Annotated in this window: 17 protein-coding genes and 1 pseudogene; 5 read left to right on the forward strand and 13 right to left on the reverse strand. The window is 61.6% G+C overall.

Annotated elements, in window-relative coordinates; all coding sequences use genetic code 11:
* Position 1 precedes the first annotated feature (1 nt).
* The 4 genes from ugpC to NXC14_RS30350 are packed head-to-tail and all read right to left on the reverse strand — an operon-like array spanning position 2 to position 6,090.
* Positions 2–1,108, reverse strand: a complete 1,107-nt coding sequence (gene ugpC / locus NXC14_RS30335) for a sn-glycerol-3-phosphate ABC transporter ATP-binding protein UgpC (protein WP_085781710.1) — start codon at positions 1,106–1,108, stop codon at positions 2–4.
* Positions 1,096–2,460, reverse strand: coding sequence for a glycoside hydrolase family 28 protein (locus NXC14_RS30340; RefSeq protein WP_085781711.1), 1,365 nt, complete (start codon positions 2,458–2,460; stop codon positions 1,096–1,098). The genes ugpC and NXC14_RS30340 overlap by 13 nt, the downstream gene beginning before the upstream one ends.
* Complete coding sequence (locus NXC14_RS30345) at positions 2,457–3,551, reverse strand: glycoside hydrolase family 88 protein (protein ID WP_085781712.1); 1,095 nt, start codon at positions 3,549–3,551, stop codon at positions 2,457–2,459. Before NXC14_RS30345 ends, NXC14_RS30340 begins: the two co-directional genes overlap by 4 nt.
* A gap of 16 nt (positions 3,552–3,567) precedes the next feature.
* Positions 3,568–6,090 (reverse strand): hypothetical protein, encoded by a 2,523-nt coding sequence (locus NXC14_RS30350; RefSeq protein ID WP_085781713.1) that lies wholly within the window; start codon positions 6,088–6,090, stop codon positions 3,568–3,570.
* A gap of 190 nt (positions 6,091–6,280) precedes the next feature.
* On the opposite strand from NXC14_RS30350, the gene NXC14_RS30355 reads away from it, so the two are divergent.
* Both NXC14_RS30355 and NXC14_RS30360 read left to right on the forward strand, forming a co-directional pair.
* Positions 6,281–7,567 (forward strand): ABC transporter substrate-binding protein, encoded by a 1,287-nt coding sequence (locus NXC14_RS30355; RefSeq protein WP_085781714.1) that lies wholly within the window; start codon positions 6,281–6,283, stop codon positions 7,565–7,567.
* 352 nt (positions 7,568–7,919) lie between these two features.
* The gene (locus NXC14_RS30360) at positions 7,920–9,182 is read left to right on the forward strand and encodes a DUF3422 domain-containing protein (RefSeq protein ID WP_085781715.1); all 1,263 of its coding nucleotides are present in this window, start codon (positions 7,920–7,922) and stop codon (positions 9,180–9,182) included.
* A gap of 36 nt (positions 9,183–9,218) precedes the next feature.
* On the opposite strand, the gene NXC14_RS30365 is transcribed toward NXC14_RS30360, so the two are convergent.
* Entirely contained in the window at positions 9,219–9,695 is a 477-nt protein-coding gene (locus NXC14_RS30365) for a MarR family winged helix-turn-helix transcriptional regulator (protein WP_085781716.1), read from the reverse strand.
* Between the two features lie 97 nt (positions 9,696–9,792).
* Between NXC14_RS30365 and NXC14_RS30370 the strand changes: the two genes are divergently transcribed.
* Positions 9,793–10,161, forward strand: a complete 369-nt coding sequence (locus NXC14_RS30370; RefSeq protein ID WP_085781717.1) for an antibiotic biosynthesis monooxygenase family protein — start codon at positions 9,793–9,795, stop codon at positions 10,159–10,161.
* A 122-nt stretch (positions 10,162–10,283) separates the two neighbouring features.
* Here the strand turns inward: NXC14_RS30370 and NXC14_RS30375 are convergent, their stop codons facing one another.
* The 6 genes from NXC14_RS30375 to NXC14_RS30400 all read right to left on the reverse strand — a co-directional run bounded on the left by NXC14_RS30375 (position 10,284) and on the right by NXC14_RS30400 (position 17,989).
* The gene (locus tag NXC14_RS30375) at positions 10,284–12,428 is read right to left on the reverse strand and encodes a methyl-accepting chemotaxis protein (RefSeq protein ID WP_085781718.1); all 2,145 of its coding nucleotides are present in this window, start codon (positions 12,426–12,428) and stop codon (positions 10,284–10,286) included.
* 16 nt (positions 12,429–12,444) lie between these two features.
* A complete protein-coding gene (locus NXC14_RS30380) occupies positions 12,445–13,374 on the reverse strand; it encodes a substrate-binding domain-containing protein (RefSeq protein ID WP_085781719.1) in 930 nt (309 codons plus the stop codon).
* A gap of 169 nt (positions 13,375–13,543) precedes the next feature.
* A complete protein-coding gene (locus NXC14_RS30385; RefSeq protein WP_085781720.1) occupies positions 13,544–14,428 on the reverse strand; it encodes a carbohydrate ABC transporter permease in 885 nt (294 codons plus the stop codon).
* Positions 14,418–15,344 (reverse strand): sugar ABC transporter permease, encoded by a 927-nt coding sequence (locus NXC14_RS30390; protein ID WP_085782062.1) that lies wholly within the window; start codon positions 15,342–15,344, stop codon positions 14,418–14,420. Before NXC14_RS30390 ends, NXC14_RS30385 begins: the two co-directional genes overlap by 11 nt.
* A gap of 52 nt (positions 15,345–15,396) precedes the next feature.
* Positions 15,397–16,620 (reverse strand): sugar ABC transporter substrate-binding protein, encoded by a 1,224-nt coding sequence (locus tag NXC14_RS30395; protein WP_085781721.1) that lies wholly within the window; start codon positions 16,618–16,620, stop codon positions 15,397–15,399.
* Between the two features lie 49 nt (positions 16,621–16,669).
* Positions 16,670–17,989, reverse strand: coding sequence for an alpha-L-fucosidase (locus NXC14_RS30400; RefSeq protein ID WP_085781722.1), 1,320 nt, complete (start codon positions 17,987–17,989; stop codon positions 16,670–16,672).
* A gap of 210 nt (positions 17,990–18,199) precedes the next feature.
* On the opposite strand from NXC14_RS30400, the gene NXC14_RS30405 reads away from it, so the two are divergent.
* Entirely contained in the window at positions 18,200–19,207 is a 1,008-nt protein-coding gene (locus NXC14_RS30405; RefSeq protein ID WP_085781723.1) for a LacI family DNA-binding transcriptional regulator, read from the forward strand.
* Positions 19,208–19,213: 6 nt separating this feature from the next.
* Here NXC14_RS30405 and NXC14_RS30410 read toward each other — a convergent pair whose 3' ends face one another.
* Together NXC14_RS30410 and NXC14_RS30415 are read right to left on the reverse strand one after the other, a co-directional pair.
* Positions 19,214–19,489 carry a type II toxin-antitoxin system RelE/ParE family toxin gene (locus NXC14_RS30410; RefSeq protein WP_085782063.1) on the reverse strand — a complete coding sequence of 92 codons (276 nt, stop codon included), beginning with the start codon at positions 19,487–19,489 and terminating at the stop codon, positions 19,214–19,216.
* Positions 19,489–19,773, reverse strand: a complete 285-nt coding sequence (locus NXC14_RS30415) for a ribbon-helix-helix domain-containing protein (protein WP_245362233.1) — start codon at positions 19,771–19,773, stop codon at positions 19,489–19,491. Before NXC14_RS30415 ends, NXC14_RS30410 begins: the two co-directional genes overlap by 1 nt.
* Positions 19,774–19,919: 146 nt before the next feature.
* Between NXC14_RS30415 and NXC14_RS33780 the strand changes: the two are divergent.
* A pseudogene (locus tag NXC14_RS33780) lies at positions 19,920–20,024 on the forward strand (GntR family transcriptional regulator); the annotation flags it as partial.
* Between the last annotated feature and the right edge of the window lie 120 nt (positions 20,025–20,144).

The following is a 20,144-nucleotide window of genomic DNA, read 5'->3' on the forward strand; positions in this document are numbered from 1 at the left end:
CTCAGCGCCTCCCCTGCCCTGACCGTCTGCCGAAGGCTAGGCTGCTTTCGGGATCGAACAGATGAACGCGGGCTGGATCGGCGTCGATCATGATCCGTTCGCCCGAGACCGGCGCGAAATGGCCGGCTTCATGGATGATGATTTGATCGTCCTGCCCCGCGAGACTGCCATAGACATAAGTCTCGGTCCCGAGCCCTTCGTGATACTCAGCGACGAATGGCAGGCCCCGCTCGCTGGATCGGGTGAAATGCGCAGGCCGGATACCGGCAATAACCGACTGACCGACCGCAACGCCGGCGGGATCGACATTGCTGACGATCGTGCCTCCGTTGCCGACATCGACGACGACGCCGCTTTCGCCGACGCCCGAGACCTTGCCCTTGATGATATTCATGCGCGGCGAGCCGAGGAATCCGGCGACGAAGAGATTGCGCGGATGATCGAAGAGCTCCAGCGGTGCGCCGACCTGCTCAACCCGACCCGCGCGCAAAACGACGATCTTGTCGGCCATGGTCATCGCCTCGACCTGGTCGTGAGTGACATAGATCATCGTCGTCTTGATGTCGCGATGGAGCTTGGTGATCTCGGCGCGGGTCTGGACGCGCAGGGCCGCATCGAGGTTCGACAGCGGTTCGTCGAAGAGGAAGATGTCGGGCTCGCGTACGATCGCCCGTCCGATCGCTACACGCTGGCGCTGGCCGCCGGAAAGCTGCTTCGGACGCCGGTCGAGATAAGGTTCGATCGCCAGCATTCTGGCCGCCTCGGCAATGCGCGCCTCGATTTCGGCACGCTTGAACTTCAGATTTTCTAGGCCGAAAGCAAGATTCTTGCGTACGCTCATATGCGGATAGAGCGCATAGGACTGGAAGACCATCGCGATTTTGCGCTCGGCCGGCGACAGCGCGCTGACGTCGCGGCCACCGATCGCGATTGCGCCCGAAGTCACCTCCTCAAGGCCCGCGATGACCCGCAATAGAGTGGACTTGCCGCACCCCGACGGACCGACGAAGACGACGAACTCGCCGTCCTTGATGTCGAGTTCGACGTCATGCAGGATTTTGACGGCGCCATATGACTTGTTGACGGTGGAAAGTTTCAGTTCTGCCATGCCCCACTCCCATCAGGTGCCGCCGTTTCGAAGACGACGTCGTTTTCGTTCCAGCCTTGCGGCAATGGTGTCGGCCTCGTGATCCGCACCTCTTTCATCAAGATTCCGGCGACATCGACCACATAGACGGCCGGCATCCCCCGGGGATAGTCCTGCAGGCCGATCACCCGCCCGTCCGAACCGCGGGTCCAGGCATTGGCACGCCCGCCGCCATCGGCCCTCGGCGCGAGGTCGGCATTCGTCGGGCGCAGGTCGTAGGTCCGCCCGGTGCCGAGCTCTCCGGGCTGCTGATCGACGGCGATACGGGTCAACGACACGTTCCGGATGCCTGACGGCGCTGCCGCAATGATGGTGATCGCGCCTTCCATCCGGCCGGTCACATCTTCGACGATGAGATTTTCGATGGCGCCCGCAGGGCGTTCAGCGATACGGTCGACGACATTGACGGTCAGCGCCTCCCCAGAACCCCAGAAACCATCCGGCGTTTCGCGGCACTCTACCGATATTCGGGAAAACCTCACATTCGAGATCCGGCCGCCGTCGCGGGAGAATATGCCGAGCGCCCGGCTAGAGGACGAGACGCTGCAATCCTCGAACAGAACATTGGTGACATCGCCATGTGTTTCCGTGCCGATCTTCAGCGCGCAGCTCAAGCTCTGAACGGAGCAGCGGCGCACGAGAATGTTCTCGCACCGGCCAATCGCCAGACCTTCAGGGCCGATGCTCGTCTTCAGGCATATGCCGTCATCGGCCGTCGATATGCTGCAATCCTCGATGACGGCGCCGCGGCAGGCGTCGAGCACGATGCCATCCGTATTGGGTAGGCGACGGTCGTTTTCGATGGTGACGTTTCGGACCGCGACATCGGTGCAATCGACGAAATGCAGCGTCCACATCGGCGAGCGGCTGATGGTGACGGAACTGATCTCGACCTCGTCGCAGCCTTCGAAGACGACGACGCGAGGACGGAATTCGGCAGGAATGAAAGTTCCCACCGTCTCGTCGTCGCCAATGATGAAGTTCTCGCAACCGGCTTCGATGCGTCCTTTTCCCGTCAGGCTGATCCGCCGCGCATCGCTCGCCACGATCATGCCGCGATCCGACTTTTCCGCGATCACCGAAACCGTCGTATGCGCATAAGCGGCATAATCGGGAATGGGACGCAGGATCGCACCGGCGGCCAGGTGCAGATCGACGCCGGATCGCAGCCGGAGCCCCCTGCAGAGGTGGATGCCCGCCAGGAGTTCCAGGCGCCCGCCGCCGGAAGCCGACAGACGGTCGATCGCCGCCTGCAGACGGTCGGTATTGTCGCTGTCGAGCGGCTCAATCGCGACGAGGGAAGGAGCACTCATTGGCGGCGGCCACTCTCGATAAAGACTTCGGTCAGAAGCAGCATGGTCAGCGCCTGGCCGTAAGGCGTCGGCAGGTTCGGGATGCGCCGGTAGAAATCGAGATCGCGGCCCATGGGCGTGCCGTCCGAAACGCCGTGGACGACACCTTCGTCATCGATCTGTGCCAGCACGGCCTTGAGCGCACGCTCTGCATAGACCTTGTCGCTCTTGTCGAGGATGCCGGCATCGATGGCGCGCAATATGCCATAGGCAATACCCGCCGTTGCCGAGGTTTCGAGCGGCGAGGACGGATCGTCCAGAAGCGTCGTGAACATGCCATCAGGCCGCTGGCAAGCCTTCAGCGTGCGCACCTGGCTCACGAGGACGTTCGAGAGGAAACGCCGATCCTTCTCGCCGAGCGTCGGCACGAGATCGAAGAGCTCGGGGATCGCAACGGTGATCCAGGCATTGCCCCGCGCCCAGAAGGCGTTGGCGAAATTATGCCGGCCGTTGAAGGTCCAGCCGTGATACCAGAGGCCGCTCACCGGATCGGAGAGATAGCGGGTGTGGATGATGAACTGATAGACGGCCTCGTCGATCCAGTCATTGCGCTCGCAGAGGACGCCGGCCTGGGCAAGGAAGAGGCAGGCCATGAACAGTGTGTCGTCCCACAATTCGCCGTCGTTGAGACGCTCCTTGACGACGTGCTGGAAGCCGCCATCCTCGGTCTTCGGCAATTCCTTGATCAGCCATTCGGCCCAGTCTTCGACGAGGGCGCGGAAATCCGGACGGTCGATGTGCTGGACGAGGATTGCGAGCGGCAGCATCGGCGCCGTGCTGTTGATCTGGCGTGGCGGAATACCGCGTTCGATCTGGGCGCTGTACCAGGCAACGAGCTCCTCGAGCGCTTTCTGGTCATTGGCGGAAATCGCACGCCGGAGGAATCCATAAAGGCCGACGCCGACTTCCCAGTCCCATTCGTCGAACTGGATGCCGGAGGCGGCATTGTCCGTCACGAGACCTTCCTTGATGCCCTTGAGCCGGCTGAAAGCCGTCGCCACGCGATCGATCGTCGTCTGGAGGGCGGCGATGTCGGCAGATGCTGTGTTCATGCTGGAAACCTATGTTTCAGGAGTAGAAGGGCCCGTCAGTGCCGGCTTGGGACACGGCGCTATCGTGGGTGAGGATCGGATCTGGCTGATCATGCGTGAACGGCCGGGGCTTACCGGCGATCGAAAGACCGTCGGCATAGGAAAGAGCGATCGCCGGTCCGCCCGGCGGCGTCAGGGAAAGACGCCGAAGCGTGGGATCGAATGAAACCGTCGTCTGGCACAGACGCTCGATGAAAGCCTTGAAGGCATCGTCATTGCCGGATGATATGATGGCTCCCCAGCCGCAGAGCGGTCCGTACGAGCGCACCTCACGATCGGCGGTCGGGCCATCGGTGATCAGTTCCAGGCCGTTCGACGCCCAGAGGGCGGCAAATCCCCTGCCCGATCGGGCGACCAGCCACTTGCCTTCAATAATGAGATCGTCGAGACCGTCGCGGCCGACATAGGCGTGCGTCCAGGCATGCCGCGCGTCACCCGTATCTTCGATCAAAAGCGCGACGTCGCGATGCTGGGCGACGCGCGGCAGGATGCCGTTGCCGGCCCAATAGGACGGTCTTTGATTGCCCCAGGGATCGTCTTCACCGGGATGGTTGACCCAGAGCCTTGCCATCGGGTGGCCGGCCAGCCTGATGTCGAGAACATGCTGCTGATGCCCCTTGCGGCCGGTCTTGTGGTCGACCACCGTCGAAAGCTGCGCGGCCTCGTTCTTGAACAGCACGAGCTTTCCGCTCTCGAGCCCCTGGCTATAGCGCGCCTCGACGCTTCGTCCTCGCGGAAGTGCGGCAAGCTCGGCAAGATCGGCCGGCGGCTCATAATCGCCGGCGCAGAACATGGTCAAAGCAGCCACACCGTTGTTCAGCCAGCCCGTTCCGAAGGCGACCTGGGCGAAGGGCGCCAACTCCGTCAGCGGGCCGGCGCGCAGTTCCTTGTCGTAGGCACGGCCCTGCGATCCCGCGGGAACGCCGGCGAGCGTGTGAAGGGCGATCATGCGGAAGATGAGATCGATCTGGCCGCGGGCGCGGTCGGCAATCCCGCTCTCGGCCCAGCGCTCGAGCGCCAGCAGGCCGATGAAATCGATCGGGTAGTAGGCGGCCGAGTTCCACTCCGCGAGACCATGGGCTTCGACGCTGTCGAACCAGCGCCCGAGGCGCTCGACGGCGAGCGCCGCCTGCTGCCGCCCGGTTCGGCCCGAAGCGGAAAAGACCTCGTCGGGCAGAAGAAGCCCGGCCAGAAGCTGGCTCGTGTGGAAGCAGAGCACGTGGTTCTCGCTCCAGAACCACATCGCATCGTTGCCCGGCTCGTCGACCCAGTAGCGATAGGTGAGAACGGAATGGCGGATGCGGTCGACCGTCGCCCTGGGCATCCGGTCGCCGTAGGCGCCGAGCAGCCAGAGCAGCGGCACCATGATGAAATCCGAGCAGTCCTCACGCGCATCGATGGAGGCAAGCGTGGCATTGACGATGCGCTCGAAGCTCTCCCGGTCTTCGTAGCCGGTTTCCATCATCGCAATGAGACGACCGGCGCGGTTGGCGCCGAAGCGGGCGCTGTATTGCAGCGCCTGGCGTTTGCGGGCGGAAAGCGATGCCTCGGCCGGCAATGGAGAAATGGCGCTCATGAAGGCAGCGTCGATGACGCGGGTGACCGAGCCCGGTCCGGAGCCGATCGTCATGTGAATGCCGTGATAACCGTCCGCAATGGCGCAGATATCCTCGGCGATCAACCGGTTCTGCTGCGGATGCAGGATCAAATGCACATGGGCGAGGAGCGGCCGTTCGTGACCATGGCCGACGACCTTGATCTCCACCGGCAGGTCGCGCTCGGGCGCGGTGTCGAAGATGATTTCCACAGGCTGATTGACGAAGACGTCATGGGCCGGGCGAACGCCGCGCACAAGGCCCTCCAGCTCGCGAACCTCATCCTGGTCGAGCGCCACCGGCAGCAGCACCGTGAGTGGTTCCTCATCCAGCATTTCAAGTTCGAAGAACCAGGTCGTGTCGCGCTCGGCAAGATCTTCGGTGTGGACGAGAACCTCGTTGTCGCCGGCTTCGAGCTGCAAGCTGATCTCAGTCGCGCTCTCGACATTGCGCTTGAAGGGCTCGAAGCGCACCGCCTCCTGCCCGTTCACCCATATGCGCACCCCGCCGCAGGTCTTCAGCGCCAGATTGAGCGTGCGCGGTGCCTCTGTCCTGAACGTGCCCTTCAGCCATTTCCTGACATGCGTCGGCACATGCCAGAAGCTGGTGAACTCGACGCGGCGGTTCGAGCCGGGGAGATGAAGGCTTGTGGTCGGCCAGGACGCGTCGGGCAGAAGCGGCCGCCCCACCATGGTCGACCAGAAGGCCTTCCGGCAAGGCAGGTCGCCGACATCGACGAAACCGTTGATGAAACGATAGTTCACGCGATCTTCGGCAGGAGCCGGCTCGCCGGGAAAATAGTCGGCGATGAGGCCGGACACGGCCCATGCCGTTATCGTCTCGCCTTTGGCAACGCCATAGGCTGGCGCCATGTCGTCGGGTTGCTTGACGCTTTCCGCCTGCACAGATCGCCTCCTCCGCAATCTTATGAAAATATTTTCATTACTTCATTTGTGTGCGGCGTCTTCAAGAAACCCTCAAAACATCGCAGCAGCGCCAGAAAATAGCTTGACGGGAGGAATGTCAAGTATATGAAATTCACTTATCGATGGCTGAGGCCGCGATTGATGAAAATGTTTTCATGGGAGGATGAAAATGAAAACCTATCTCTCAGGGGCTTTCGCACTGGCGCTGGCCACCGTTTCCTTCGCCTGGTCGAGCGTCGCCATGGCGGAAACCCAGACGATCACCTTTCTCTTCACCGACGACGACCAGGCTTACGTCGAGCGGATGGAAGCACTGAGCAAGGAATTCGAGGCGGCGCATCCCGACATCAAGGTGAATTTCGTTTCGTCGGGCTATGATGCCGTCGCCAAACAGCTGCCGGTGCAGCTTGCCATCGGCGAAGGGCCCGACGTTGCCAAGATCACCGATTGGCAGCTGGCGCCCTATTACCTCGACATGCGCCCGCTGATGAAGGATCCGGACGGCTTCGCCAAGCTGCACGGCGACAGCCTGAACACGCTTCGCTTCCCCGGCGTCAACGATCCGAATTCGATCAACGGCTACGTCGCGTCACAGACCTTCAACCTGCCCTTCGTCAACAAGACGCTCTTCGAACAGGCGAATGAACCCCTTCCGAAGCCAACCGCCACGCTGAAGGAAATCGTCGAGGCTTCCGCGCGCGTCGCCAAGGCGACCGGCGCCCAGATTCCCTTCACGATGGACCGCTCCGGCCACCGCTTCTCGGGTGCTGCCTTCTCCTACGGCTCGAACTACGTCAAGGACGGCAAGTTCTCATTCCCCGACGATGCCGCCAAGCGCTATATCACCGATCTCTACAACTGGACGAAGGACGGCTCCTTCCCCAAGGAAATGTGGGGTGCGGCCGGCGGAACCCAGTACAAGAACATGGGTGACGAATTCGTCAATGGCAATGTCGTGACCTATCTGGCCGGCAACTGGATGGTCAATCCGTTCCAGAAGAAGATCGGCGACGGCTTCGAGTGGACGGCGATCAGCGCGCCTTGCGGCGATGCCGGCTGCTATGCAATGCCCGGCGGCACGGCAATCGTCGGCTTCAAGCGCACCAAGTATCCGCAGGCCGTCGCCTCGTTCATCGAGTTCCTCGGCTCTGAAAAGGTGCAGCGTGAAATCGCCGAAAATTACGTCATCCTGACCGGCGCCGACATCAAGGATCCGCAGTACAAGCTCGACAGCAAGAACGCCAAGGAAGCCATGGCCGTTTTCCTCGCGGCCCGCGACAGCGCGCCACAGGCCGCCCGCGATCTGGAACGCCTCAAGGGATCGGGCGCCATCTATCAGCTGATCGTCCAGCGGATGAGCCAGCTGATCGTCGGCGAGCTTTCTCTCGAAGACACTTTCAAGGCGATGAGCGCAGACGTCGACAAGATCAACGTGACGCTCGCCGCCAACAAGTAACCGGCCGCGCCTGTCTCCCACAGATTGCGCGCCGCATCAGCCACGACCTCGCAACGGGCCGTGGCTGATCGTTTTTTGGCCATGCTTCGGCTGATCCTTCGGCCGATCCGTTGATCGCGAAAGAGATCGGATTGTCACCGGCATCGCGCCGGACCGCCGTTACCGTACAGCGGAGCAAGTTCCAGAGTATTGCCGCCCGATCAAGTATATTCAGGCAGTCTTACACATTCGGCGGAGAAGTCGTCGTGACACGTGCCGTGAGAGAGGCTATAGGCCTGGTAGTCAGTTCAAAACGCCGGCAATCCCGGTCACGTCAGCCGTCGATCCGTCTACCATCTAGAGGTGCATTCCCATGCCGATCGGTTCCGAGCATCCGCTGCGCAGGGAGTTGCATGACGAACTGCATGCGCGGCCGTCGCTTTACTTCGATGGCGACACCGATGTCTGGCATGTCGCCATCGTCGGCGACAACGGCTCGCCTCCGCTGCCGGTTTCCCTGCCGGGATTGGAGGACGTCTCGACCACTCTCGGAGGCAACCACGGCATCGGCCGCTTTGGCGACGGCCGGCTAAAATGGGAGGCGCATACCGAGTTCCTCACCCTCACCTTTGTCACACCTGCAGCCTCTGCGCCTGGTAGTCATCCGCCCGAGGCTTTCAGGGCCAGCTGCGACAGGATCAACGGAAAGGTGATCGCCGCCGTCCGGGTGCTGGTTCGCGACGAGAAGGACGGACTGGCTCTCGAAAAACCCATGCTCGACTATGTCGCCTCCAAGGTCGGCGGCGGCGATGCCGAAGTACATTCGAATTTCCGCCTCAGCGACAGCGGCTTCGTCGAATTCCTGTTCTTCAACCGCAATCTCAACGCCTATCGCACCGGCCGGATGGTCCGGCGCGTCCTCGAAATCGAGACATACAGGATGATGGCGATGCTGGCGATGCCGATGGCGCGCGAGACGATCTCCCAGCTGTCGGCCTTCGACCGGCGCCTCGATCTCCTGATCACGCACATGCAAAGCGCCGTAAAAGTTGACAAGGCGCTGCTTTCCGAAGTGACAAGGCTCTCTTCCGACGTCCTCAACTTCTCTGCGCTGGCGCGCCACCGCTTCGGAGCGACGAAAGCCTATGCCGAGATCGTCGCCAGCCGGGTCTCGGAGCTGCGCGAGGAACGCGTCGAGCAGCGCCAGCGGATCGGCACCTTCATCGGACGGCGCTTTCAGCCGGCTGTTCGTTCCGTGCATGCCGCAGAGCGCCGCCTCGATGAGCTCGCCGAACGGGTCAGTCTCGCCGGCGATCTGCTCAGAACCACCGTGCAGGTTCAGCTCGAGGATCAGAATGCTTCTCTGCTCACCTCCATGGAAGAGAGGGCGCGCATCCAGGTGCATATCCAGCAGGCGGTCGAAGGCTTCTCGGTCATTGCCATCACGTATTATACCGTTGGCCTTGCCAAGATCTGTCTCGAAAGCATTTCCGAACTGGGCGTCGATCCGCATATGACCAAGCTCGCCGTGCTCGCAGCCATCCCTTTGGTGCTCTTTGCCGTCTGGACCGCCGTTCGCCACGTTCGCCGGAGCATCGCCGGCGCACCGCATAGCGCGGTACACGGAAGCCACTGAAGCCGCGTCGGGCACACAGCCTGCCGCAGACCGACCTTAGGCCTCTTCACCAACCTCTTCGCTTCCTTCCAGCTTGTGAAGAAGCGTTTTAATGACGCGGTGCGTCGTCTCGATCTCCACAACCTCGAGGCCGTCAGCGAGACCACTCGCCCATGGAGCTTGGAGGCGCATGGCCGCCTTCTGGGTGTCTCGTCCCTTTTCCGTCAGCACGACGAGCTGCGCCCGCCGGTGATGGGGGTTGGCTGCAAAAGCGACGAGCCCCTCCTTCTCCAGATCGTTGACGATGCGCTGCACGTTCTGGCGGTTGGCTCCCATGTCGCGCGCAAGCCAGGCGACTGGCTGCGGACGTTCCGAGGCTGCGATTGTACCGAGAACATGCCAGCGCGCACTCGTCAGCCCGAGACTGGCGACGAGCTTGTCTCCTGATGTCAGCATCCGGTTGTTCAGTCTGAACAGGTCAAGGACGAGAGCGGTCAACGCAGATCCGGCGGCGGTTCGTTCGGGTTCAGCCATTTGGCACCATGCGGTTTAATTGACATCATAGTGTCAATTAATTATGTTTCCATCATGTCGAATTGACACCATAGAACCATATAGAATGGAGCAAGTCATGTCACACATTCGTCCGATGGACCCCGCCTTCCCGATCAACCGGCAAATCGAGCTCGAAGCCTCCCCGGTCGTGCTCATCAATCTTTTCACTCTCGACAAGGCGGACGAGGCCAGATTCCTCGAGGTCTGGCAGGCCGACGCCGCCTTCATGAAGCGCCAGCCCGGCTTCATCTCCACGCAGCTGCATCGCGCAGTCGGCGAAAACCCGACCTACTTCAATTACGCCGTCTGGGAATCGAACGCGCATTTCCGGGCCGCCTTTATCCATCCCGAGTTCAGAGCCAAGAGCTCAGCCTATCCGTCGTCGGCAATCGCGTCACCGCACCTCTTCCAGAAGGTCGCGGTCGCAGACATCTGCGTCGCCTAACCCAGCGCCGTCTTCAGGATCATGACCTTAAGTCAGCTTGAGTTTTCGCCTTTCCATGAACTTCACCCTTTCCCGCCGGTTTGCTCCGGCGGGAAAGGTCAAGCGTTCGTGCAGACGGACGGTCAGGACGCCATTGCGTAGTGCCGATGCTCTGTCGCCCGGCCGCCGCGCGTCCTGAACCGCCGCAGCAATTCGGCAAGGCTCTCGGTTTCCTGCGTCAGGCTCTGGGCCGCGGCCGTGGTCTCTTCGACCATCGCGGCGTTCTGCTGCGTGACCTTGTCCATCTGGTCGCCGGCGGCCGAAACCTCGCGCAGGCTGGTGGCCTGCTCGCGGGCGGCCACCGCGATCTCAGCGACGGTCGCATTCATCGCGGTCACCTGCTCGACGATCTGTTCGAGCGAGACGCCGGATTCGCCGACGAGATCGACGCCTGTCTTGACCTGCATCGACGAGGTGGAGATCAGTTCCTTGATCTCCCTTGCCGCATTGGCCGAACGCTGCGCGAGCTCGCGCACTTCCTGAGCGACGACGGCAAAGCCTTTGCCCGCTTCACCGGCTCGCGCAGCCTCGACGCCGGCATTCAGCGCCAGCAGGTTGGTCTGGAAGGCGATCTCATCGATGACGCTGATGATGTTGCCGATCTTCGACGACGAATTCTGGATTTCCGTCATCGCAGCGATGGCGCGGGAGACGATCTCGCCGCCCTTTTCAGCGTTGGTGCGGGCGGTTGCCACTACCGCCTGGGCGCGGCTGGCGCCCTCGGCCGTTCCGTTGACGCCGCGGGTGACGTCGCCGAGGGCTGCAACGGTTTCCTCCAGCGAAGCCGCCTGCTGCTCTGTGCGGCGGGCAAGATCGTTGGAAGCGGTGGAGATTTCGGCAAGGCCGGAGCGGATGGTGGTGACCGCGCGGATGACCGAGTCGACCGCTTCTTCAAGGCTCGCGACCGAGCTGTTGAAGTGATCACGGATTCGGACATAGCGATGGTCGACTTCACCGACGCGGACCGAGAGATCCCCCTTCGAGAGCGCATCAAGCCCAATCGAAATCTGGTGGAAGGCATGTTCCATCACCTGCGCATCGCTGAGACGCTCGGCTTCCTGGCGCAGCCGCTCTTCTTCGGCCGCCAGACGCGCTCGCTCGGCATTGGCTTCGGCGATCAGCTTGGCGCGGCCGGTCTCCTGGAACACCTTCAGCGAACGCGCCATGGCGCCGAGTTCGTGCCGGTGCTCGACGCCCGTGATCACGATGGCATCGTCGCCGCGGGCAAGCTGTTCCATGGACTGTGCGATGCCGCGCACCGCTGAGGAAATCAGGCGACCGACGAAATAGGAAAGCACGAGGCCGATGACGATCAACAGGCCGCTGATGACAAGCGTCGTGCTGGTGGCCGAGGCAACTGTTGCTTCGACCGAGCCGTCGAGGTTCTTCTGCGCGCCTGTCACGGTCGCCTGCAGGTCCTTGAACTCGCCTGCGATCTTCGGCGCCAAAACGTTGAGCTGCGTCTGGCGGATATTGCCGGAGGTCTGCAGCACCTCCTTCATGTCGCCGAGGCGCGCGGTGTAATTCTGCATGAGCTGGCCGGCGCCCATCAAACGCTTCTTCTGCAGCTCGTTCTTGGCGGCCTTGGCGGCGGCGTCATTCAGCGCCACCGCCTGGACAAGCGCTGCCTGCGCCGTGTCATAGGCGGCAAAATCGTCCGAATGCACGAAGCGCTCGGAGAAATAGAGGCTGCGGTTCAGGGCTTCCAGCGTTTCTGCCGTCATGTGCAGCAGGGCGACATCGTTCTGGCGCCAGGCGCTGCGCATGACGTCGTTGAGCGCGATGCTGGTCCAAGGGCCGAATTCGGTGACCTTGGAGATCAGCAGGTCGCGCCGGGCCTGAAGGGCGACGATCTGTTCGAAGGCCTTGCCGTAGGCAGCGATATCCTGGCGGATCATCGCTAGGCCGGACTGCAGCTCCTTATTGCCGACAAAACGCGGATCGTCCGCCTCGAAAGCCTTCACGCCGGCACGGAAACTGTCGACAACAGCCTGCGTCGGCGTCGAGCGGAAGGCTTCGGCCGACATCTGGATCTCGTGCAGCTGGTCGCTGTAGTCCGAGATGGCGAGGCTCTGGCCTGCCGTGGCGCGATAGGAGGCGAAGATGGCGGCAAGCCCGTTCATGCCGGAGATCGCGCTGACGGTGAGCAGGCTCATCAGAAGGATCAACGGCACGAAGCCGGAAGTGATCTGCGCTCGGATGCCGAATTTATTCCAGAAATGCAACATTATAGGCCTCTTATGCTCACTGGCTCTTCGGCAGGTATGTGGAGATGTTCTCAGGTGTGACGAGTTCGAAGGGAACGTTGTTTTCGCGCGGCACCTTCTCCTTGTTGACGAGCTTCACGGCGGCGTCGACCGCCGCGGCACCTTGTCCGACAGCGCTCTGGAGAATGGTCACGTCGAGATCGCCGGCCACCATCGCGGCTAGCGCATCGTCGGTCGCGTCGACGCCGGCGACAACGACATCCTTCATCGGCATGCCGGCCTTCTTCATGGCGCGGATCGCGCCGAGCGCCATCTCGTCATTGTTGGCGATCACGGCGTCGAACTTGACGCCCGCCGAAAGCCATTCCTGCATCTGCTGGTCGGCATAATCACGCGACCAATAGGCCGCCTGCCGCTCGACGATCTCAAGACCCTTGCACTCAGGCGTTGCGATGACATCCGATATGTCCTGGGTGCGGGCGCGGGCGGCTGCGTGGAAGGGCTCGCCCATCAGCACGACGACGCGGCCCTTGCCCTTCAGAAGCGCGCAGACCTGCTTCGTCTCCAGCGTGCCGGATTCCTTCTCATTGGAGGCGACCACCACCTGATTTTCGGGGAGATCGAGCAGGTTTGAAGGGACGTTGTTGATGTAGACAAGCGGGATGCCGGCATCCGCCGCCATCTTGGTCATCTGCGGCCCGAGGTCGCCGTCGGAAACGGCCAGGATGATCGCATCGACCTTGTCGGCAATGAGCTTCTGGACCTGCTTCTTCTGCAGCTCGTTATCACCCTTGGCGTTTTCGGTGACGAGCTTGAGGCCGGAGATCGTCTCGCCGTGATTGACGACGCCGTTGAGAAGCGCCGTCCTGAATTTGTCGAGATCGGACATCGAAACGCCGATCGTCTGCGCATTCGCAACAGTGACCGACATCGCCAGGGCGATGGATGCAAGCGTAGCCGTCTTCATGAATTCCCCTGCGCAATCCGGATTTGGAATGCGTTATTTCAAATCTTGGTTAAATTTTACTTTTCGCCCCGAAGCGAGAAATTAACGCACGATCTTAAGTCGCCAAGCGGCTGGACTTGGGCGGATCAAGCCGAACTTGATGCGACGGCATCAAGTCATTGTTTTCACTTCAGCGCCCGCCGAAGCCGGAGCCGACGGTGATGCCCCTGTAGATCACCCTCTGCAGCACGATCGCGAGAACGACGCCCGGAACCATGGATATCGTCGCGCCGGCCATGATGTAGTTCCAGGAGGTGCCCTGCTGCGTCTGGAACAGAGTGAGCCCGAGCGGCAGCGTTGCCTTGTCGAGGCCGCTGGTGGCGATCAGCGGCCAAAGGAAGCTCTTCCACTGCGCGATGAAGGTGAAGAGCGAGAGCAGGCCGATCGCCGGCATGGCGAGCGGCACGATGACCGTGATCAGGATGCGCAGGCGCGACGCCCCGTCCATCATCGCCGCCTCGTCGAGATCCTTGGGAATGCCGAGGATGAACTGCCGCAGCAGGAAGGTGCCGAAAGACGAGAAGGCGACCGGCAGAATCATGCCGTGATAGGTGTTGATCCAGCCGAGCTTGCTGACGACGAGAAAGAGCGGGATGACCAGCATCACCTGCGGGATCATCAGAGTGCTGAGATAGGTGAGCAGCAGCACTTCCCGTCCGGGGAACCGCAAGCGTGCAAACGCATAGGCGGAAAGGCAGGAAACCACGAGTACGATCCCGGTCACGCCGCAGGCGACGATGAAGGAATTCATCAGGAACGTGCCGAAGGGCAGCGAAACCAGCGCCTCGACGAAATTGCCCCACTGATATTCCTCCGGCAGGATGCGGACCGGCACGGCCAGCACCTCGGTATTGGAGCGCACCGCGTTCGACACCATCCAGAAGAAGGGGAAGAGGAAGAGCAGCGCGATCAGCGACAGGCCTGCATAGCTGATGAAGGTGCCGATCCGCCGCAGGATGCGATGCCGGCTCTGGGACTGGGAATGCGGATGCCGTGAGGTCGCTTCAGTCGTCATAATGCACCCATTTGCGCTGCATGTGGAACTGCAGGATGGTGAGGCCCATGATCATGACGAACATCACCCAGGCAAGCGCCGAGGCATAACCCATCTGGAAATTGGTGAAGCCCTTCTGGTAGATGGCGAAGCCGAGGGTCGCCGTCGCCGAGCCCGGGCCGCCGCGCGTCATGGCGAAAATCTCGTCGAAGACCTGGAGCGATGTAATGGCCGTCATGACGGTGGCGAAGAACACCGTCGGCGAGATGAGCGGCAGGCGGATGCGCCAGAAGCGCCGCCACGGACCCGCCCCGTCGATCATCGCCGCTTCGAGATAGTGTTTCGGCACCAGGTCGAGCGCAGCGTTGAACATCACCACGTTGTAGCCGACATTGGCCCAGAGCGTGACGAGCACGACCGCCTGCATCGCCCAGCTGGAACTCAGCAGGAAATTCGGCAGGCCGAGGCCGAGCCACCGGATGACGCTGTCGGCGAGCCCGTCCGGCGTAAAGATCAGCAGCCACACCACGGAGGCTGCGATCGTCGGGGTAAAGGTCGGCAGGAAGAAGATCACCCGGAAGATCGCCTTGCCGCGCTTGAGGCTCGATATCCAGACCGCCAGCGTCAGCGACACGATGATATTCACGGCCAGATATTCGACGGCGAAGAACAGCGTATTGCCCAATATCGTGTAGAAGGCGGGATCGACGGTGAAGAGCTTGATATAGTTCTGAAAGCCGACGAAGGACGGCGTCGTCAGCAGCTGCCAGTTGGTGAAGGACAGCGCAAGCGACGCCAGGATCGGCAGCGCCATGAAGATCATGAAGCCAAGGAAACTCGGCAGCAGGAACAGCATGGCCGTCTGCGTCTCGGGCTTCAGCAAGCGCCTGGGCTGAGCGGGTCGCAGGCCGATTTCGGCAACGGCGCTTTCCGACATCTTTTCCTCCATGCGGGGCAGCTCCCGCCGCCGAGCTCTAGCGCGACACGCTCTATTGCTGCGCGAGGCTCTGGATGGTTTCCATCGTCTGCTTGGCGTCGGCGCTGCCGCCAAAGGCGGGCGGAAAATACTGGTTGAACAGGTTTTCCACCGCCGCCCAATTGTTGGTGATCGCATAGGGCACCGAATGCGCAAGCGAATAATCGAGCGCCTCGCCGCCATTGGTGATGTCCTTGGCCGCCACCTTGTACCAGGAGGATTGCGAGGCCGTGCGGGCGGGCAGCGCACGGCCCTGTTCAGCGAGATATTGCAGCGCTTCGGGGCTCGTCAGCACCTGGATCGCCTTCCAGGCCGCATCCTTGTTCTTGCTCGTCGTGGCAATGCCGAAACCGGAGCCGGCCGTGACCGCGGCAAGGTCCTTGTCGTTCTCGCGGGGCAGGGTGGTGAGGCCGATCTTGAACCTGGCTTTGTCCTTCATGCCGATGATCGACCAGGGACCGTCGATATACATGGCGACATTGCCCGAATTGAACCGGCCCTGGATGACCGTTCCGGCATCGGCGCTCGATGGCACCAGCGGCGCGATCTTGTCCTTTGCGGCAAAGCCGATCACCCTGTCGGCAGCGCCGATGGCGCTCTGATTGGTAAGGTCGAGTTCTCCTGAATCATTGACATATTTGTCGCCCCAGGCCGAGGCGAGGACCGAATAGTTCTGGGGCGTGATGCCGAAACCGTATTTGCCGTCCTTGGTGAGTTTCTTTGCGGCGTCGGTGAATTCGGCGAGTGTCCAGCCCGGCTTCGGCAGCGGAATGCCGGCGGCTTCCAGCGCATCCTGGTTATAGTAGATGACCCATGGACCGACGTCATAGGGCAGGCCGTAGAGCTGCTTGTCGACGGACATGCCGCCGATGATGGAGGGCGTGAAGGCGCCGACATCGAACTTGTCGGCCGCGATCCGGTCGTTCAAAGGTTCGAGCAGCGAATAGAAATTCGGCATGCGCAGCGACTGCATGGAAACGATGTCGGCGAGCTGACCGGATGCAGCCAGCACCGGCAGCCTGGTCCAGTAGTCGACCCAGCCCGTCGTCGTCAGCGTTACCTTGATATCGGGATATTTGGCGGTCACCATTTCGGCCAGGTGCTGCCAGCCCTTGGTGTCGGCATCGGAACCGCTCCACATCTGCCAGGTCAGGTTGATCTGCTCGGCCGATGCTGCTGTAGCAAAGAGGCTGCCGCCGATTGCGGCAAGCAAAAGCGTTTTCTTCAGAACCTTCATGGGTTTCTCCTCCCTCCATGACGCAATGAACACGCGAATGCGACCGAGTTCACGCCTTGAGGATGATCTCGATCACCGGGACGGTAACGTCAGGTCGCCGGACCGGCAGTTCGAGTGTGATCATGCCCTCCGGCACCATCACGCCGATATTGGAATCCACTTCCTTCGTCTGGCTGAGCCAGCGCACCTCGCTGGCGTCGTGCAGGAACTGCGCATAAGCGATCCTGTCGGCGAGGCCTTCGATATGGATGTGGCGATAAGGCCAGTTATAGACATGCAGATAGAGGCGGTTGCCGCGCTGCGTGTAGCGGCAGCCGGCCGGCACCGGAAGTTCGGACGGGCCGGCGCCATAGATGGAGCGCGCATTGACCTCCATCCAGCGCTGGTAGACCTCGAGCGCCTCGATGGCGCGGGCATCGAAAGTGCCGCGGCCGGTCGGGCCGACATTCATCAGCAGGTTACCGCCGAGCGAGACGGAATCGATCAGCAACTGGATGATCTGTTCCGGGCTCTTCCAGCTATCCTCGTCACGGTGATAGCCCCAGGAACCGCTGAAGGTGTGGCAGGCTTCCCAGAGCACTCCCTGGCTGGCGATGGCAGGCGCCACGCGCGGCGTGTATTGTTCCGGCGTTGTGATGTCGGGCAGCTTGCCCGGTGGCAGATCAAGACGGTTGTTGACGATGATTTCCGGCTGCAGCTCGCGCACCAGCTCCAGCAACTTCTCGCTCTCCCAGTCGGCGCGCCCCTTGCCGGGCAAGCCGCGATACTCGCGGCGGGGATAGCTGAAATCGAACCAGATGATGTCGACGCGGCCGAAGTCGGTCAGAAGCTCGCGCACCTGCTCGCGCATATAGGCAGCGTAATTGGCGATGTTGCGGCCGGCATTCAGCGACTCGGCTTGCGGATGATTGCGCAAGGGGTGGTGGACGTCGATTGGAAAATCCGGATGGTGCCAGTCGAGCAGCGAATAGTAGAAGCCGATCTTCAATCCTTCTGCGCGGAAGGCCTCGACGAGCGGCGTCAGCAGATCCCTGCCGCAGGGCGTGTTTGGCGCCTTGTAGTCGGTGACCTTGCTGTCCCACAGGCAGAAACCCTCGTGATGCTTGGTCGTCACCACGACATATTTCATCCCAGCGAGACGCGCGCGGCGCGCCCACTCCTTGGGATCGTAAAGATCGGGATCGAAATTGTCGAAATAGCGTTGGTAGTGATCGTCGGTGAGCTCTTCGCGGTTTTTCAACCACTCATGCCGCGCTCCAAGAGCATAAAGCCCCCAATGGATGAACATGCCGAGGCGGTCATGACTGAACCAGGCATGCTTACCCGCTCCCGGCATCGAATTTTCCGGCTGGCGCTCCGAACTCGTCACAGGATTCTCCTCCCTGTTTTTCCGGGCTCAACTTCATGTCGAACCGGTTCGGTGAGTGAACATCCTCCTTGATCCAGCCTCTGTCAAGCTAGAATTCACAACTCGTAAATCCCTTAGCAATTTGCCCGTCAGAACATGCATTTCGCCGTGTTCTGTTGCATAGACGAATAAAATATGACAAAAGAAAGCTGTAGAACCGGTTCGACACACATGACGACCATACGAGATGTCGCGCGCCTGGCGGGGGTTTCGATCTCGACCGTCTCGCTCGCGCTCAACAGCCCGAGGCGGGTCGGAGCCGAGACGCTCGACCGCATCCAGCAGGCGATAACCTCGACTGGCTACCGCATCGACCCCGTGGCCCAGACGCTGGCGCGGGGGCGCAGCTCGCTCATTGGTTTCGTGTCGGCCAATCTCAGCAACATGTTCTTCGGCGACATCCGCCGCGAGATCGAACATCAGGCGCTCGACCACGGCTATTTCGTGCTGATCGCCGACTCCTCCGGCCGGGCCGATCTCGAACGGGCGCTTCTGGAGCGGCTGCAGGCGCAGAAGATCGCAGGCATCGCCTTGGCGGCAAACGGACGCGGCGAGGAATACGCAACCTTCCTGCGCGCCTTCAAGACGCCGATCGTGATGTTCGACCAGAAGGTGGAGGGCGCCGAGCGCGACTTCGTCGGCTCCGACAATCGGCTGACGACGACGATCCTGACCGAGCACCTGCTGCAACTCGGCCATCGGCGCATCGCCTTCATCTCCGGCCCGAGCGGCCTGCACACCGCCGACGAGCGCCTGAAGGGCTTCGTGGACACGATGGCCGGCGCCGGCGTCGACGTCGACCCGTCGCTCGTGGTCGAGGGCGGCTATACCAGGAGCGGCGGCCATACGCAGGCGATGCGCCTGCTCACCCGCCGCGACCGGCCGACCGCCATTATCGGCGCCAACAACATGACCGGGCTGGCAACCCTGCAGGTGATGCAGGAAATGGGCTTTCGCTGCCCCGACGACGTCTCGCTGGCAATGGTCGACGACGTGCCTTGGAGCAACGTCATCACGCCCCGCATCACCATGGTCGTGCAGGATGCTCAGAAGCTCGGCCAATTGGCGGCACAGCGCCTGCTGGCCAGGATCGCAAGCCCCGAAGCCGCCGCCGAGCCGCCGCAGGATTTCATCCTGACGCCGAGATTCGTGCGCGGGGAGTCGACAAGGCGGCTGTAAGGGCTTCTACCGATCCTCACGCGTATGCCAAAGCCGCAATACGTAGATCGTCGACTGCTGGATTTCGTAGGGTAGCTCATAACGGCCAACGAGAATGCGGCGGACCTCACGAGGATCGAACTCCTCAAGCCGTTCGCCGAGACGCGGCTGTTCGAGCAGCCGTGCGGGGGCTGCCGTCAGTGCCTGTACAGTTCGGGCCGCGGGGCGTCGGTCGACCGGGGAGAGAAAGTCGTTTAAGCGGACGATGTCCGAGACCGCTTTGCTCGTCCACTTGACTTCGATCACCAGGGGAATGAAATCGGCGCGTCGGTATCGAGACTATCGGCCCAGGCTTGAACAGACTGGTGATCGACAACTTTGCCGCTATTCACGTCGGCCAACGCCTCAAGCGTCAAACGCCGGCGCTCCTCTTCCTGGTCAATCCATGCAGTCAGGGCCTGCTTGACGATCCAGCCCCGCGAACGTTCGAGCCGAGATGCGAGCTGATCGACCTTCTGCGCAAGCGGCAATGGAACATGGGCCGTCAGAACTTTAGTCTCCACCGAAAACTCCTCATCATCAATCATCTATAATCATTGCGATTAATTTAGATTGCATCCAGAACTGTAGATCATGGCGTCCGACTGAGGCTTGCCGGCAGGCTGACGCAACGTTGAGGTCGTCAGAAATACAATGCCGAATTTTCATTGGCAAAGCAGTCGAGAAGGAAAAGCGGTTGGACGATCAGGCCGCCCGCAATGCCATGCGCGAGCATCTGGTCGGCAGCCAGGCAAGATATCGCAACCTGCTCAAGGATCCGCGAAGCTTTACCAGCTAAGGCCGGCGCAAAAAGCTGCAACTGTTTCAACATCTCCAACCAACCGCCATCCCACCCGCTGCGCGCAAATCTGCTGACCCGTTGCCCAGCCGCGTTTATTGTAAAACCCATGCGTACCCG

This window comes from Rhizobium sp. NXC14 (assembly GCF_002117485.1).
Taxonomy (GTDB): domain Bacteria; phylum Pseudomonadota; class Alphaproteobacteria; order Rhizobiales; family Rhizobiaceae; genus Rhizobium.